This is a genomic window from Campylobacter sp. CNRCH_2016_3089, from assembly GCF_025772505.1.
GTDB lineage: Bacteria > Campylobacterota > Campylobacteria > Campylobacterales > Campylobacteraceae > Campylobacter_D > Campylobacter_D lari_D.
In genome coordinates, this window is record NZ_JAKMSF010000007.1 from 92,645 (window position 1) to 105,739 (window position 13,095).

Sequence of the window (13,095 nt, forward strand, 5' to 3'; positions counted from 1 at the left end):
TAAAGTTTTTACTATATCTTATTTATATATTTTTATAGTTAGGATAACATAGTTATCCTATGAATTTAAGTAATGTTTTTCATATAATCATAAATTAAAGCTGTTCGACTAATAATAAAATTCTCAAAATCATCATTTAATAAATATTCAACCATATCTTTTGTTATAAAATGTGTTTCTAAATCTTTAAAAAATTGTTCTTGTTGATTATCTTGTATTTTTTTATTTAGCAACTCTTTTATATATGTGCTTGGATTTTTATTATTGATTTTATTATTATATTCTTTTGTAATAAGTGCTATATTTGCTATATTATTAATTATATTATCATTAGATGAGATAAAATTTTTTAGATATCTCTTTTCCTAATATTAGAATTTATAGGAAAAATATGATATTCTTCTAAAAATTCACTAAACTTCTTAAAAACTGTTTGCTTTTATTATCACTCTTGATCTTCTGGCTTAAAACCTATTATTTTTGCCATTATACCCCTATAGCTTTCAAAACTATTCATTGCTTGCATATTGCTAACTCTAAGAAGTCTAACTTTGTGATCTTGTTTGTAAAAAACTTTAAAAACACAATCACTTTCTTTGTGTTTTACCATATCATCTAAACCACATTTTTCTATAAACTCATAATCTTTAGCAAAAACTTCATTTTCTACATCAAATAAATCTTGAAAATAGCCATTAGGATTAGCTGGATCATAAGTATAAGAACCTACTACACATTCTCTCATAGCTTTTTGTATTTCTTCTTGGGATAATTTTTCCATAGTGTTTTCCTTTTTTTCTTTTTATAGTGACATAAGTGACTTAATGTGTAGTTATGGATTTTATTAACTTGATTAATTTAACTTCAATTATTTAAAACAACTCACTATGAGAACCTATATTAATACAGGTTAAAATAAGCTTATCATCTTGTTTTTGATAAATTAAGAGCAAATCAGGTTTTACATGACACTCTCTAAGATCTTTAAATTCACCTTTTAGTTTATGATCCTTGTATTTTCTTTCAAGAGTTTCATTGTTAGATAAGCGATAAACTATTTCATCTACTAAATCTTTTTCTTTTAGTGTTAGCTTCTTGTAATTTTTCTTGTATTCTTTTAAAACTCTAATTTCATATTTCACGCATAGCCCTTTTATACTCATCAAAGTTTTTAAAAGTTTCATATTCTCCATTTTTCATTTCTTCTAAAGCTTTTTTCATAGAACTTTGTTTATTCTCATCTGGGATATCATACTCTAATAAACAATAACTAGCTCTTAGGCTTTTAGCCAAACTCTCAAAAACAGGCAAAAAATCCTTATCAAATCCACTAATTTCAATTTTTATAGACATCTACATCCTTTCTTATATAATTTTATTTTTTATTATAGCATAAAGGATTTTGTTGTGAATTTGAAAAACTTTTTATTTATGTAAAATTACATAAATAAAACAATCAAAATACAATATAAAGAATTAAAGAATAGCAAAAACGGTTATTTTAAAAACTAACAAATCTTTGTACAGAATGATTTCATATTCTGTTGCAAAATTTTAGCTGGTAAATAACAACCAGCAAATATTATCTGTTTTAATCCTTAAAAATTAAATAATTAAACGAATTAAGCTCATTTATAATTATTTTTTCAACATCTTTTCTTAAATCAATAAATAAAGCATTTACATCGATCTCATCTAAGTTGTTTTCTACCCACTCTATGGTATTTATTTTGTCTTTTTCACTTAAAATTAAAGAGTATAATTTGATATTTTTTAAAGAAATTTTAAATTTCTTTAACATGTTTATAAAATCTTTTTTACTCATTGTTGTGCGGCTTAATTCTATCTTGTTTAAATGTTTAATAAACAAGAGAAGAATTAAAAGCATTTTCTCTCCATTTCCACTCCAGCTTTCACTTAATTTCTCTATAAATCCTACACCTTTGAGAGAACGAATATGTTTAGATATTTTTTGAAGTTGCATATTTACAATGTTTGATTTTAAAAAATCATTTAAGCCATTTTTTAGCTGTAATTCATGTGTAAGTCTATTGTAATTTCTAAGATTTCTATGTAGCTCCATATCCGCTAAATTATTTGCTAGTAGCTCATTTGGACTAATTTGAAAATGCTCACATATTTTTAGTATTGTAGGAAGTGTAATATTGTTATTTCCTTTTTCCCACATACTTACTGTTTTTTGTCCTACATTTAAAATTTCGCCCAACTCTTGTTGTGTTAATTTGCGTTGTTTTCTTAAAAACTTAATATTTTCTTTTATCATAATAGAATTATCCTATATAAAAATTATTAAAATAGTATAATATTTTTATACAAATATGATAAAAATATTATATATTTTTTAATAAAAGCATTTATAATTCTAAAAAAGGATTATAAGATGGAAAACATAAAAAAATTTTCATTGAAATTGGAAAATTTTCAATCTTGTCAAGAATCATGGCTCTTAAAAGATTTGATACCGAAAGAATCTTTGGGTTTGCTTTATGGTAGTAGTGGTAGTGGAAAGACAAGTGTTTGTTTGTATTTTTGCAAGGAAATTTTAAAGAAAGATAATGAAATTAGAGTGTTTTATATAAATGCAGATATGGGACTTTCGAGTTTAAAAAAATATGGTTTCGCAAATCTTCTTGAAAATTTTACCAACCGTTTTTTTGTAATAGATTTAACATGCTCTGATAAAAAATTCATATATTTTGAAAACATATGCGACGAAATAATAAAAATTCAAGAGAAATTCAATGTATTTATAATTGTTGATTCTTTAAATTGTGTCACTAGAAAAATAGGAAGATTTATTGATCCAAATTATTTATTTTCAAAAGAGAAAATAATTCGAAAAAAAGGTGGAACCGTGCTTTTTATTCACCATTTAAATAAAAGCGGAGTTTTTTCTGATAGTCATCAAATTGTTGATTATGCTGATTTTAGCTATAGATGTGAATACACTGAAGAGATGAATTCTATTTTGTTAAGACCAGAAAAACTTGGAAGATTTATACTTGAAAAAATAGCATTCAAAGTTTTAAATTTTAGCAATTTAGAAAGAATGGAATTTGATAGTGTTGAGATGAGTTCTTATGAGATAGAGTTTATAAAAACTGTTTTAGAGATTTTAAAGATGGGTCGTTTTAAGCAAAATGAATTAATCAACCTAGTCTTAAGAAATTGCAAAAGATATGTTGGTCGTGAAAAGGCAAGAAAACTTTTGCAAGAATATGCAAAAAAAGGAAAATGGTGCATGCTCAAAGATCGTTTTGATAACAATTCGATTTATTATTACTTAAAAAATGAGGAAAAATAATGGATATGGATAATATAGTAATTTGCAAAGCTAGTGATCTTGAAGATATTTTTAAAAAGATTTTAAAAGAAAATGAATTAATCAAGAATAAAACTGATGAAAATTTAAATGTACAACAGGCTTCAAATTATTTAAAAATAAGCACTTCAAAACTTTACAAGGATTGTAATTTAGGAAAAGTTCCTTTTTGTAAAATTGGCAAAAAACTTGTTTTTAAAAAAGATGACCTTGATGAATATTTAAAACTTAATAGCTCTAAAAATAGTTTAAAATTTTAATCACACTTAACCAAAAAAACCGAAAAACCTAAAAAACCATTGTAAATTAGTGTTTTTCAGTTTTAAAATTACTAAAAATAGCATTTAGAGTATTATTAATAGTTTCATTTTTAATATTTGCATATCTTTTTGTAACTCCTATGCTTGAATGTCCTAATGTTTCTCCAATGGCTTCTAAAGATATACCCATATTAATACCTATATATCCTATTAAATGTCTTAAGTCATGTAATCTAATAGGAGTTTTTAATTTTTGATTTATTTTATCCCAATGCCATCTTATATCTTTATAAGGGTTTCCATCTTCTTTGATAAAAATATATCCTTTATTTTTTACTCCAATGCTTTTTAAAGCTTCTATTTGTAAAGAACTTAATGGAAATTGTAAGTTTTTCCTTGATTTATTTTGGCTTGAAGGTAAAAAATAAATTTTATTAGCAAAGTCAATATTGTCCCATTTTAATGTAAGAACTTCACTTTTTCTTCTTCCATGTAAAAGAAATATAAACATAGCTCTTATCATTAAATTTTCATAATTAATAATAGCTTTATAAAGAGCATTTCTATCCTCATCATCAATAGTAAAATATCTTTTGTTATCAAATTTTTGTATCTCTATTTCTCTTGCTATATTTTTTTCTATATAATCATTTTTAATAGCAAATTCAAATACTGGAGAAAGTATGTCTTTTATTGTTTTTGTTGTTCTTGGAGATTTGCCTTGATCAATCATTTTATTGACAATATTTTGCATATCTTTTAATTTGACTTGTTTTATTTTGATGTTTCCTATAATATCTTTTATATGTGCATTATATGAAAATATGGTTACCTCATAATGTTTTTTAGAAATAGTATTTTTTCGCATACTAATCCATTCTTCAAACACTTCATTTAGTTTGGGTTCTTTAATTTTAAATTTCTTTGCAAATTTTCCATTAATTCTTTGCAAGGCAATTAACTCACAATTCTTTTTAAGGGTCTGGGTGTTATTTAAAATAGGAAATATCTCATAACTTGATTTTTTTCCTTCATAATATCTTATAGCTAATTCGTATGGTATAGTTAATCTTCTTTGCAATTCTACTAAACTAATTTCTTTTATATCCTCTAATTTCTTATCTTTGTCTATAAAATATATACCCTTATATTCTTTTATTTTTACTAGATTTTTCAAGATATTCCTTTTTTGCTTTTAATTTACGCAGAAAATTTTATTATTTTTTACATAATATAAAATTAAAAATATACTAAAAATAGTATCTCAAATGGATTTTAGTGGTAGCGGTTTTGGTAGCGGTTTTTTTCTCAAAATGGTATAAAATAATACTATTTTTAAGATAAACTTAAACAATAAAACGCCTATTTTTCAATACTTTGATAAAAAATGATAACAAAACGCATTAGGCTTAGGATCTGGTGCAGTAATGCGTGAAGGTTCAAGTCCTTTCATCCGCACCACTCAAAACCCTATTTTACCATAGTTTGAGCAATTATACTTAAATTACGCTGAAGTCTTTGAAGTCCTATTGTATCATTTCGAGTTATTTCAAAAAGGTAACCTTTTAGCAGGTAACTTTTTAAAGTAACCGGATGAAAGGATAGTTAAAAAATCGTCCTTTTCATTCATTTAAGTTTTGCGGTAAAAAAGGTCAATTTTGGCTTTAACCTTAAAGCAAAGGTAACCTATAATAATTTAATTAAGTTTATAGGGCTTTTAAATACGCTATAATACAGCAAAAATACAAGGTTAAAAATGGCGATTGATAGAAAGGATTATAATATATCCATAGGAAAAGGAACACATCTAAAAAGACACAAAAATAAAATCAACGCCTTTTTATTTAGAATGCAAAACGGCGGTAAAGAAAAACAACACGCTTTCACTATCCCCTTACGCCCTACTTGGAATGAAAACGAATATATAAGAATAGCACTTGCAAGAGCTAAAGAATATGAAAACGAGTTTAAAAAGCTTTTTAGTGCTACTTATACTTTAAACTCTAGTATTTTAATAAAAAACCTTTTTGAGGTCTTTATAAAAGCTAATTATAATATTAAAGATTTAAACGAGCAACACAAAGGTCACATTAGAAACTTAATAAGCATTTTTAATAATCATATTTTAGAACCTTTAGGAAATATACATTTAGATGAACTTACGCTTTATAAGGTGCAAGAGTTTTATAATGATATGAAAAATAAGGGATTAGAACCAAAAACATATAATAGAGCCATTAAAGAAGTTTTAAACCCTATGATTAAGTATGCTATAAAAAACAAATGGATTAATGAAAATGTTACTCTAGGTTTAAAACTTGATAAGGTGCAAAATAAAAAGCTTGTTACCAACCCTAAAGGCAAATATGAAGCTATTTTAAATGCTATTTTAGAACTATACAAAGACAATTCACTTTATAAGGCTTTGTTTTTACTTATACATAGTGGTAGGCGTAGGGATGAGGTTTTAAGTCTTCTTTGGCAAAATGTAGATTTAGAAAGAAAAACTATATTTTTACCAAAAACAAAAAACGGCGAAGCGCAAGAGTATGCCTTAGATGATGAGTGTTATAAGGCTTTAAAAGCTTTAAAAGATGAGGTTAAACAAGATAAAGGCTTAGTCTTTGTTTCTAGTGTTAGTGGTAAAAAAATATCAAACTTAGCAAGACAAGAAATTAAAATAAGAGAGCTTAGCGGTGTAAGAGAATGGACGCCTCATTTTTCAAGGCATATAAAAGCTACTTTGCTAATACAAAATGGAGTTAATCCTGCAGTAATTAGCGGGACTTTGGGGCATAGAGACTTAAGCACTATAAACATTTATGCAACTAATGATACACTTAAGGCAAGTCAAAAAGCTAACGAGGCTTTAAAGAAATTACAAGAAGAATAAATGCAAGATTTAGAGTTTATCTTTTCAAAACAAAGATTAGAGTATTACAAAGATATAAACGAGCATTTTGAGAACTTAAAATTAATATCTAAGATAATTCCTAAAATAGCTATACTTGAGATTTATATAAGAAATGCGTTAGATTATGAACTAAGCTTTAAATGCAAAGAGTGGATAAAAATAAGCGATAATCCTTTTTTACTGGCAAAAATAAATGAGTTTAAAGACAAAGAAAGTTTAGAACCTCATCAAATATTGTCACGCCTTAGCTTAGGTGTGGTAGCAAAATTAATCGTATCTTATAAGGTGCAAAACAAGATTTTAGAGTTAAAGACTTTTGATTTTAGAAAGTATAGTCCTAGCAATAGAAACTTTTTTATTTATAAAAACACAAAACAGGGTTTTGATAATATAGATAAGGTTAATATTGTTTTAAACTTGTTACATACTCTAAGAAATAGAGCTTGTCATTTTGAAAATCTTTTAAAGCTTAGAGAAAATAATAATAAACTATATCCCCGCATAAGCACAAAAGAAAAAGGAACAAATATAGGTCTAATGCCTGATAAAATAGAAGATTTTTTGAATGATTTAATTTGTGGAATAAATAAAGATTTGTTAGATTATATTAAGTAGGGGTTGAGCCCCCCTTTGAATGTAAAAAAATTATAAAACACAAATACTTAATAAAATATAAAATACCTTATAAGACTTTAAAATGCTTTAAGATAATTATATATATAATACATATATGAGTAATAAAGAAAAGTTAATTAAAGAATTAGAAAATAACCCTAAAAACGCAAGTTTTGCCAATATAGAAAAGCTTTTAAGTTGGTATGGTTATAAACTTGTTAGCATTAAGGGAAGTCATCATAAGTTTAAGAAAAATGGAAAAAGTATTATTGTGCCTTTGCATAAACCTATAAAAGAAATTTATGTAAAGCAAATACTAAAGCACTTAAAGGGGGAAAAATGAAAAAAGATATAAATTATTATTTGAACTTACCTTATAAGATTAATTTGGTAAGACTTGAAGATGGAGATTACTTTGCACAATTTGATGATAAAGAGCTAAATAAACTTGTTTTAATGGCAGGAGATGGTAAAACACCAAATGAAGCAATAGAAGATTTAAAAAATGCTTTTGCTTGTTATTTAGAAGAAGCTTTAGAAAAAAACGAGTTTATACCTGAACCTATGCAAAATGATAAAAGTAAGAACCTAGCTATCACTTTAAAAAATAGTCTTATAGATGAGATAGATTTTTATTCTAAGAAAATGGGCTTATCACGCAGTGCTTTTTTAGCTATTTCTGCTAAGGCATATATTAAAAATCTATGATAAAAATAAGAATTATGAGTAAAAAATTTTGCTGTTTTTTAAGGAAACTACAATAAAAACTTAAAATCGCTTAAAAAAATAGCTAAAAAACTGCACAAATTAGCACAAACTAGAATAAAAAACAACAAAAAATAACAAAATAGAATATAAGAATTCTAACTAAGGTAAAAAACTTTAAAAACTGCTAGAATGCTTCATAAATATTTGCAAAGAATATTTTTGTAATTTAATGAAATCTTAAAGCTTTTTAAGGCTTTCAAATAAAGTGCGTTTTAGCCCAGTCGCCAAACAAGATTAAAACGCACAATTTCATTATAAGAGCTTTAGTTGAAGCCCTTAAAAGAATTGTATTGTAATTTAGCTTATCTATTTCTTTTAAAGGCTTTATTAATTCCATTAATAATTTTAGAAAGGATAGAAAATGGAAAGCAATACAAACAAAGATTTTTTAACTATACAAGAGGTAGTTACGCTTTATAATCTAAGCAAAGAAACGCAAAGCAAATATAGAATGCAAAAGAAAATCCCATATATTAAAATCGGAAAAAAAATATTTTATGAGACAGCAAAAATAAAAGAGTGGTTTTTAAGTCATAGAGTAAATTAAAAAAGATTATTTTATGTTTAATCTATGTGAGAAAGGCGAGGCTCTTTATAACTCTTATTTTGTTTATAAGGACTTTAAAAAAGAGTTTTTGGAGCTTTTTAAATACAAAAGCAAAAAGAACAAGCCAACTATTAAACTACCGAAAATAAATAAAGAAAAATTTTATACCAATGCTTTAGAAAGATTAGAAAGCTTTTTGAAATCTTTTAACGCAATATCAAAAGGCTTTTTAGAGGAAGATATTGCAGATTTTAAAGATGATGTAAAACACTTACAAGAAAGCAAAGAAATCTATATAAAAGCCTTAATGCTTTGCGAGCTTGTAAGGTTCTTTGAAATAAAAATAAACTTAAGATTTAAAGAAGTTTTAGAGTAAGGAAGCAAAATGGGTTTTATTTCTTGCAATAACAACTTAAAAAATCTTAAGTATTTTCAAAACAAGCTATATTATATATTCAACAAGCACTTTAGATATTTTGATTATGAAGTATTTTTAATTTTAAGCGATAAACTGAAATTTTTTATAAAAATGTTTAAGGATGAGGTTTTATACCTCATCGAAGAGCTAGAGCAAGAAAAAATATTATTTTTACACTCTACGGGTAATTTTATAAAAGATAATCAAGAAATACAAAAAATAATAAATTTATACTTAAGTGTTTGCAAGCTTGTTTCTATGAAAATATAAAGGGTTTGTTTTGAATAATAAAATAAGCCCTATAGATGAGCTTTTTAATCGTGTGGGGTTAGATAGCGTAAGTTTTATCATTCCTAAACTAGCTTTTGAAAAGTTTTTAAGAAAGTTTGATTTTAAAAAGCATATTAATAAGACAACGAGAAACTTACAATTAAAAGAGTATTGTGATGATAAATTTAAAAGCCATAACGCAAAAGATAAAAAAGCACCATTTGAAATAAAATATATTAACTTTATCAAGGGCAATAAAAGCCTTTCTAATACCGCTATTATTTTATATAATAGTAAAAAAGCCTTAGCAAAGGCAAAGAAAAATAAAAAAGCTAAAGGTTACTATATAGAAATTATAATTAATGGCATTAATCAACCAAGCAAAAACATCGCAAAAGAAACAATGGCATTTTTAACAAGACTTTTAAGGCGTTTTAAAACAGATAGTGTAGATTTATCGTTAGATTTTAGCGGTAATTTTGATATGAAAAAACAAAGCGTAAGGCAAGCTATTGATACTTTTAAAAACTTAGATATAAAAGGCGATTTTGTAGAGTATAATCAAAGCTTTTATATTAATAATGTAAAATATAAGCAATTATCGCAGTTAAATAGGCTTATTTTATATGATAAATTTCATAAGCAAAAGAATTATCACAAGCAAAATATTAATGAGAAATTTTGCAAATGGAGGCGATTAGAATTAAGATTAAATATTAAAAATAAACTGATGAGGTCATTAGATACAATCAAAGAAGCTTTAAAGCTTTTTAGCTTATTTTTAAAGAGCTTAAATAATCAAAACATTACAAGGAAATTTCTGAATTATCAATTTAGCGTTTTTAAAGATTTACGCAAAAATAAACACATTAAGGCACTTAATCTTTTTAATAGCGTATAGGTTTGCTTAGTAAAATACACCTCAATAATTACATATCATTTTTTATTAAGTCTTTGATTTTATTGTATTTTTGTGCTTTGATGTAGTTTTCAAGCCAAGATTTAACCCAATAAGGATAATCCCTACCATTAGTCCCCCAACCATTTATGGCATTATAACTTACTTCCAATTTTTCGGCAAAATCTTTTTTAGATAAGTTAGCATTATTCATTAGTTTTTTAAACTCATCTTTACTTAGCATAGTCATCCCTTATCATTTTAAATATAAAATTATATCATAATATTTAGTTTTAAATACAAATATACTTTAATTAAGCTATTTATAAATATAAAAATATATAATTATGATTTAAAATAAATACATTTGTATTTTTAATCGTAAAAAAGGAATTACAAAAATGGAAAATAGAAACATTGTTTTAGACAGCGATTTAGAGTTTTTGCCTGATGATTTAGATGGTTTAAGTGTTTTGGTTAGTGCTTTGTATTTATCTTGTAAAGAATTTGAAAGCGAGGATATAGGAAAAGCACTATCGCTAATTAATCAAAGAATAGTAACGCTAAAAGCAAATGCTAAAAGGTTGCTAGACACATCATTGATTTTATTAGATAAATTAGATAAAAAGGTGTAGGTTTAACCTACATCATCATTTTTATACTTTACTCATCAACACTTTTATTCTAAAATTAAAATCCGCTTAAAATAGATGTAAAAAATCAAGCTTAAAAACCGATTAAATACAAAAGGTTAAATGGTTAAAAGCCGATTAAAATACACATTAGCAAAACAAGCAAGAAAAGCTTATATAATATTTTATATAAAATGTTTTATATTTTGCGTTTTTGCATTTTGCTTTCTTAGTTAGGGCGAGAATTTAAAAATAAAAAATACAAAATTAAATTACTTTTATTACCTCATCAATCTTTTATATTATACTTCTAAGTAAAATTTAAAATAAGGCGTGTGTATGTTTGGTAAAAATGAAATAATTAATAATGCTGTACCCGCAAAGATTTTTATAGATAATCTTGGTTTATATGATAATTTTCATAGAAATGTTAATGATATTAAAAGCGGTTTTAAAGTTAAAAGAGTTGGTGGAAAATTCTTTATTTTGCTACCTGAATGGTTTATGAAGATAATTGAAGCCGGTTATAGTTGTTATGCTATTAAAGCTTATGATGATTTTGAATATGAATTTAAAATATCGCTTACAAAGAAGACTGAAATAGGTTTTTATAAGCTTTGAAGTATGAAACGGGTAGGGGTGTGAAATCTCTACAAAGCCTGATTTTTAGTCACCGACCGGCTAGTTGTGAAAAAATGCGAGCTGTTTTTTTACAATGTATATAATTGACTAACAAATTGACTAATAAAACAAAGAGCTACAAGTACTTTGCTTGTGTTTTTTAAACAAAAAAAGCATACAACTTAACCTTATTGTTATCAAAATGAAAAACACATTATATAAGTTTATATTACTTCTTTAGAAAGCAAATGGTATAATTAAACTTTACCCCCCCCCGCATAGCAAGTCATAACAATAAAAGCAAAAGAGCAAGAAATAAACAAGCTCTATATATTTTAAAGAACTAAATGCCGGTATGAGCTAGAAAAACAACTATAAAAATGTTTTAAATGATTATGAAAGTAGCAAGGTTAAATTAACGCATTTAGGTAGTGAGTAGATATAATGCAAATCCTAGAAAGCTTTTAAAAAATTACTTTTTAAGCTTTAGAGAAAAAACATTTAAGTTTTAAGCCAAAAAAGAGTAAAAAAGCAAGAAAACTTAAACCAAAAATCCGTGAAACATTAGATTTAAGCTAAATAAACTTAAAATACTTCAAAAAGACTTAAAAGATATTTTGTTAGAATATCGCAAAATAAGGCTTTGGTGCTTATATAAATATAAAAAAGTTTGAAAAGTGTAATTTTCAAAAACTATTTAAGTTTTATAAGAAATAGAGATTAATATGGCTGCATAAAAAAGGTAACTACTATAAAAATATTGTAATACAGATGTTTATTTTTAGTTATATATTTCAAGTCCTTTCATCCGCACCACTAATTTAGATTTTACTCAAATATGAAAACCTATATATAATTTATTTTTAGTTGCACAATAATAATATTTTAAATTAAAATATATTGCAAATATTAGGAAGATATCATGGTAAATATATATCAAGTTAAAATTATCGAAAATTTTTGCAAGGATAAATTTAAAAAAGATACAAGGCTAAAGGATTTTTTTCATATCTTTTTGGCACAAAATTTAGAAATTTATACCAATATAGAAGACCAAAATTATGTCAAAGGTACAATACTAATATATAAAATTTTTGATATATGTATAAAAGATGGAGTTTTCGTAGGCCAAGAGTATTGTCAATTTAAAAAAGCGTGATAGATTATATAGTTGCTTATACTGATGAAAATATGAATGATGGTAAAATATCGCAACTATTAAGAGGTAGTTTTACATTAAAAATAGATAAATCAAATTGTTATGATAATCCAGATATTAAAGTTGTGTTTTCAGAAAAAGGCTTTTTGTTTCAGGCTAAATTTAACAATTGTGAAAGTAAATTTAAAGATACAATGACTATGTTTGCACTTTCTTTGGCTTATCGTGAGAAAATGGAGTATTATTTGAATTTGACTTCAAGTATCATAGATAAAGAAAACTACCATGATGTTATTGATATTAAAAAAGATTTTTATGTTTTTAATTTGAAATATTTTTTTAGCAACCCAATACATTATAACTACCAACAAAAACACACAATATGGAAAATTATATTTCATTATTATAATATTTTAGAGCAACATCAAGAACTTAAAATCCAGATAGAAAATCTTGTTGATATTTTACATATTGAACAAAATCAATAAGAAGATAAAAAGGAAAAAATAAAAGAGAATAAAAGAAAAAATTAATTATCGGTGCTTTTGTTACTTTAGCTTCGCTAGTTAGTGTATACAAAGATGCTATGGAATTACTTGGTTAAAGTTATAGTATCACTTGTTTTGTGTTTTACTAAAATTTAACTCTCT

21 protein-coding genes and 1 tRNA gene are annotated in these 13,095 nt (G+C 25.2%); 15 read left to right on the top strand and 7 right to left on the bottom strand.

Annotation, left to right across the window (positions count from 1 at the left end):
- Positions 1 to 65: 65 nt before the first annotated feature.
- The 5 genes from L8W69_RS06190 to L8W69_RS06210 form a co-directional block, all read right to left on the bottom strand.
- The gene (locus tag L8W69_RS06190) at positions 66 to 233 is read right to left on the bottom strand and encodes a hypothetical protein (protein ID WP_263666049.1); all 168 of its coding nucleotides are present in this window, start codon (positions 231 to 233) and stop codon (positions 66 to 68) included.
- 212 nt (positions 234 to 445) lie between these two features.
- Positions 446 to 781 carry a hypothetical protein gene (locus L8W69_RS06195; RefSeq protein ID WP_263666685.1) on the bottom strand — a complete coding sequence of 112 codons (336 nt, stop codon included), beginning with the start codon at positions 779 to 781 and terminating at the stop codon, positions 446 to 448.
- Between the two features lie 91 nt (positions 782 to 872).
- Positions 873 to 1,142: a type II toxin-antitoxin system YafQ family toxin gene (locus tag L8W69_RS06200; RefSeq protein ID WP_144667570.1), complete on the bottom strand. Its 270-nt coding sequence runs from the start codon at positions 1,140 to 1,142 to the stop codon at positions 873 to 875.
- Positions 1,132 to 1,353 carry a hypothetical protein gene (locus L8W69_RS06205; protein ID WP_039628371.1) on the bottom strand — a complete coding sequence of 74 codons (222 nt, stop codon included), beginning with the start codon at positions 1,351 to 1,353 and terminating at the stop codon, positions 1,132 to 1,134. Before L8W69_RS06205 ends, L8W69_RS06200 begins: the two co-directional genes overlap by 11 nt.
- Before the next feature lie 238 nt (positions 1,354 to 1,591).
- Entirely contained in the window at positions 1,592 to 2,284 is a 693-nt protein-coding gene (locus L8W69_RS06210) for a helix-turn-helix domain-containing protein (protein WP_263666686.1), read from the bottom strand.
- Positions 2,285 to 2,401: 117 nt separating this feature from the next.
- Between L8W69_RS06210 and L8W69_RS06215 the strand changes: the two genes are divergently transcribed.
- Positions 2,402 to 3,325, top strand: a complete 924-nt coding sequence (locus tag L8W69_RS06215; protein WP_043019841.1) for an AAA domain protein — start codon at positions 2,402 to 2,404, stop codon at positions 3,323 to 3,325.
- Complete coding sequence (locus L8W69_RS06220) at positions 3,325 to 3,603, top strand: helix-turn-helix domain-containing protein (RefSeq protein ID WP_167333027.1); 279 nt, start codon at positions 3,325 to 3,327, stop codon at positions 3,601 to 3,603. The genes L8W69_RS06215 and L8W69_RS06220 overlap by 1 nt, the downstream gene beginning before the upstream one ends.
- A gap of 46 nt (positions 3,604 to 3,649) precedes the next feature.
- Here L8W69_RS06220 and L8W69_RS06225 read toward each other — a convergent pair whose 3' ends face one another.
- Positions 3,650 to 4,780 (bottom strand): tyrosine-type recombinase/integrase, encoded by a 1,131-nt coding sequence (locus tag L8W69_RS06225; RefSeq protein WP_263666687.1) that lies wholly within the window; start codon positions 4,778 to 4,780, stop codon positions 3,650 to 3,652.
- A gap of 107 nt (positions 4,781 to 4,887) precedes the next feature.
- On the opposite strand from L8W69_RS06225, the gene L8W69_RS06230 reads away from it, so the two are divergent.
- From L8W69_RS06230 to L8W69_RS06270, 9 genes are all read left to right on the top strand, one after another.
- Positions 4,888 to 5,064: transfer RNA gene (locus L8W69_RS06230), tRNA-Leu, on the top strand.
- Positions 5,065 to 5,359: 295 nt separating this feature from the next.
- Positions 5,360 to 6,496, top strand: a complete 1,137-nt coding sequence (locus tag L8W69_RS06235) for a tyrosine-type recombinase/integrase (RefSeq protein ID WP_263666688.1) — start codon at positions 5,360 to 5,362, stop codon at positions 6,494 to 6,496.
- Positions 6,497 to 7,132, top strand: a complete 636-nt coding sequence (locus L8W69_RS06240) for a hypothetical protein (protein ID WP_039642408.1) — start codon at positions 6,497 to 6,499, stop codon at positions 7,130 to 7,132.
- A gap of 115 nt (positions 7,133 to 7,247) precedes the next feature.
- Positions 7,248 to 7,475: a type II toxin-antitoxin system HicA family toxin gene (locus L8W69_RS06245; RefSeq protein WP_043020258.1), complete on the top strand. Its 228-nt coding sequence runs from the start codon at positions 7,248 to 7,250 to the stop codon at positions 7,473 to 7,475.
- Entirely contained in the window at positions 7,472 to 7,840 is a 369-nt protein-coding gene (locus L8W69_RS06250; RefSeq protein WP_214124630.1) for a type II toxin-antitoxin system HicB family antitoxin, read from the top strand. Before L8W69_RS06245 ends, L8W69_RS06250 begins: the two co-directional genes overlap by 4 nt.
- Before the next feature lie 421 nt (positions 7,841 to 8,261).
- Entirely contained in the window at positions 8,262 to 8,447 is a 186-nt protein-coding gene (locus L8W69_RS06255) for a helix-turn-helix domain-containing protein (protein WP_039664631.1), read from the top strand.
- 13 nt (positions 8,448 to 8,460) lie between these two features.
- Positions 8,461 to 8,823 (top strand): hypothetical protein, encoded by a 363-nt coding sequence (locus tag L8W69_RS06260; RefSeq protein ID WP_263666689.1) that lies wholly within the window; start codon positions 8,461 to 8,463, stop codon positions 8,821 to 8,823.
- 9 nt (positions 8,824 to 8,832) lie between these two features.
- Complete coding sequence (locus L8W69_RS06265) at positions 8,833 to 9,135, top strand: hypothetical protein (RefSeq protein ID WP_052243697.1); 303 nt, start codon at positions 8,833 to 8,835, stop codon at positions 9,133 to 9,135.
- Between the two features lie 10 nt (positions 9,136 to 9,145).
- Positions 9,146 to 10,036 carry a hypothetical protein gene (locus L8W69_RS06270; protein ID WP_087690217.1) on the top strand — a complete coding sequence of 297 codons (891 nt, stop codon included), beginning with the start codon at positions 9,146 to 9,148 and terminating at the stop codon, positions 10,034 to 10,036.
- A gap of 28 nt (positions 10,037 to 10,064) precedes the next feature.
- On the opposite strand, the gene L8W69_RS06275 is transcribed toward L8W69_RS06270, so the two are convergent.
- Positions 10,065 to 10,277, bottom strand: coding sequence for an XRE family transcriptional regulator (locus L8W69_RS06275; RefSeq protein WP_263666690.1), 213 nt, complete (start codon positions 10,275 to 10,277; stop codon positions 10,065 to 10,067).
- 157 nt (positions 10,278 to 10,434) lie between these two features.
- Here L8W69_RS06275 and L8W69_RS06280 point away from each other — a divergent pair, with 157 nt between their 5' ends.
- From L8W69_RS06280 to L8W69_RS06295, 4 genes are all read left to right on the top strand, one after another.
- Positions 10,435 to 10,668, top strand: a complete 234-nt coding sequence (locus L8W69_RS06280; protein WP_039664628.1) for a hypothetical protein — start codon at positions 10,435 to 10,437, stop codon at positions 10,666 to 10,668.
- A 336-nt stretch (positions 10,669 to 11,004) separates the two neighbouring features.
- Entirely contained in the window at positions 11,005 to 11,286 is a 282-nt protein-coding gene (locus L8W69_RS06285) for a hypothetical protein (RefSeq protein ID WP_263666691.1), read from the top strand.
- Between the two features lie 922 nt (positions 11,287 to 12,208).
- Positions 12,209 to 12,445, top strand: coding sequence for a hypothetical protein (locus L8W69_RS06290; protein ID WP_263666692.1), 237 nt, complete (start codon positions 12,209 to 12,211; stop codon positions 12,443 to 12,445).
- Positions 12,442 to 12,933 carry a hypothetical protein gene (locus L8W69_RS06295; protein ID WP_263666693.1) on the top strand — a complete coding sequence of 164 codons (492 nt, stop codon included), beginning with the start codon at positions 12,442 to 12,444 and terminating at the stop codon, positions 12,931 to 12,933. Before L8W69_RS06290 ends, L8W69_RS06295 begins: the two co-directional genes overlap by 4 nt.
- Positions 12,934 to 13,095: the final 162 nt, after the last annotated feature.

Coding starts and splice junctions, on each gene's coding strand:
- L8W69_RS06280 (WP_039664628.1), top strand. CDS start 10,435: ATGGAAAATAGAAACATTGTTTTAGACAGCGATTTAGAGTTTTTGCCT.
- L8W69_RS06290 (WP_263666692.1), top strand. CDS start 12,209: ATGGTAAATATATATCAAGTTAAAATTATCGAAAATTTTTGCAAGGAT.
- L8W69_RS06245 (WP_043020258.1), top strand. CDS start 7,248: ATGAGTAATAAAGAAAAGTTAATTAAAGAATTAGAAAATAACCCTAAA.
- L8W69_RS06235 (WP_263666688.1), top strand. CDS start 5,360: ATGGCGATTGATAGAAAGGATTATAATATATCCATAGGAAAAGGAACA.
- L8W69_RS06240 (WP_039642408.1), top strand. CDS start 6,497: ATGCAAGATTTAGAGTTTATCTTTTCAAAACAAAGATTAGAGTATTAC.
- L8W69_RS06250 (WP_214124630.1), top strand. CDS start 7,472: ATGAAAAAAGATATAAATTATTATTTGAACTTACCTTATAAGATTAAT.
- L8W69_RS06210 (WP_263666686.1), bottom strand. CDS start 2,284: ATGATAAAAGAAAATATTAAGTTTTTAAGAAAACAACGCAAATTAACA.
- L8W69_RS06205 (WP_039628371.1), bottom strand. CDS start 1,353: ATGTCTATAAAAATTGAAATTAGTGGATTTGATAAGGATTTTTTGCCT.
- L8W69_RS06275 (WP_263666690.1), bottom strand. CDS start 10,277: ATGCTAAGTAAAGATGAGTTTAAAAAACTAATGAATAATGCTAACTTA.
- L8W69_RS06220 (WP_167333027.1), top strand. CDS start 3,325: ATGGATATGGATAATATAGTAATTTGCAAAGCTAGTGATCTTGAAGAT.
- L8W69_RS06215 (WP_043019841.1), top strand. CDS start 2,402: ATGGAAAACATAAAAAAATTTTCATTGAAATTGGAAAATTTTCAATCT.
- L8W69_RS06260 (WP_263666689.1), top strand. CDS start 8,461: ATGTTTAATCTATGTGAGAAAGGCGAGGCTCTTTATAACTCTTATTTT.
- L8W69_RS06285 (WP_263666691.1), top strand. CDS start 11,005: ATGTTTGGTAAAAATGAAATAATTAATAATGCTGTACCCGCAAAGATT.
- L8W69_RS06255 (WP_039664631.1), top strand. CDS start 8,262: ATGGAAAGCAATACAAACAAAGATTTTTTAACTATACAAGAGGTAGTT.
- L8W69_RS06195 (WP_263666685.1), bottom strand. CDS start 781: ATGGAAAAATTATCCCAAGAAGAAATACAAAAAGCTATGAGAGAATGT.
- L8W69_RS06265 (WP_052243697.1), top strand. CDS start 8,833: ATGGGTTTTATTTCTTGCAATAACAACTTAAAAAATCTTAAGTATTTT.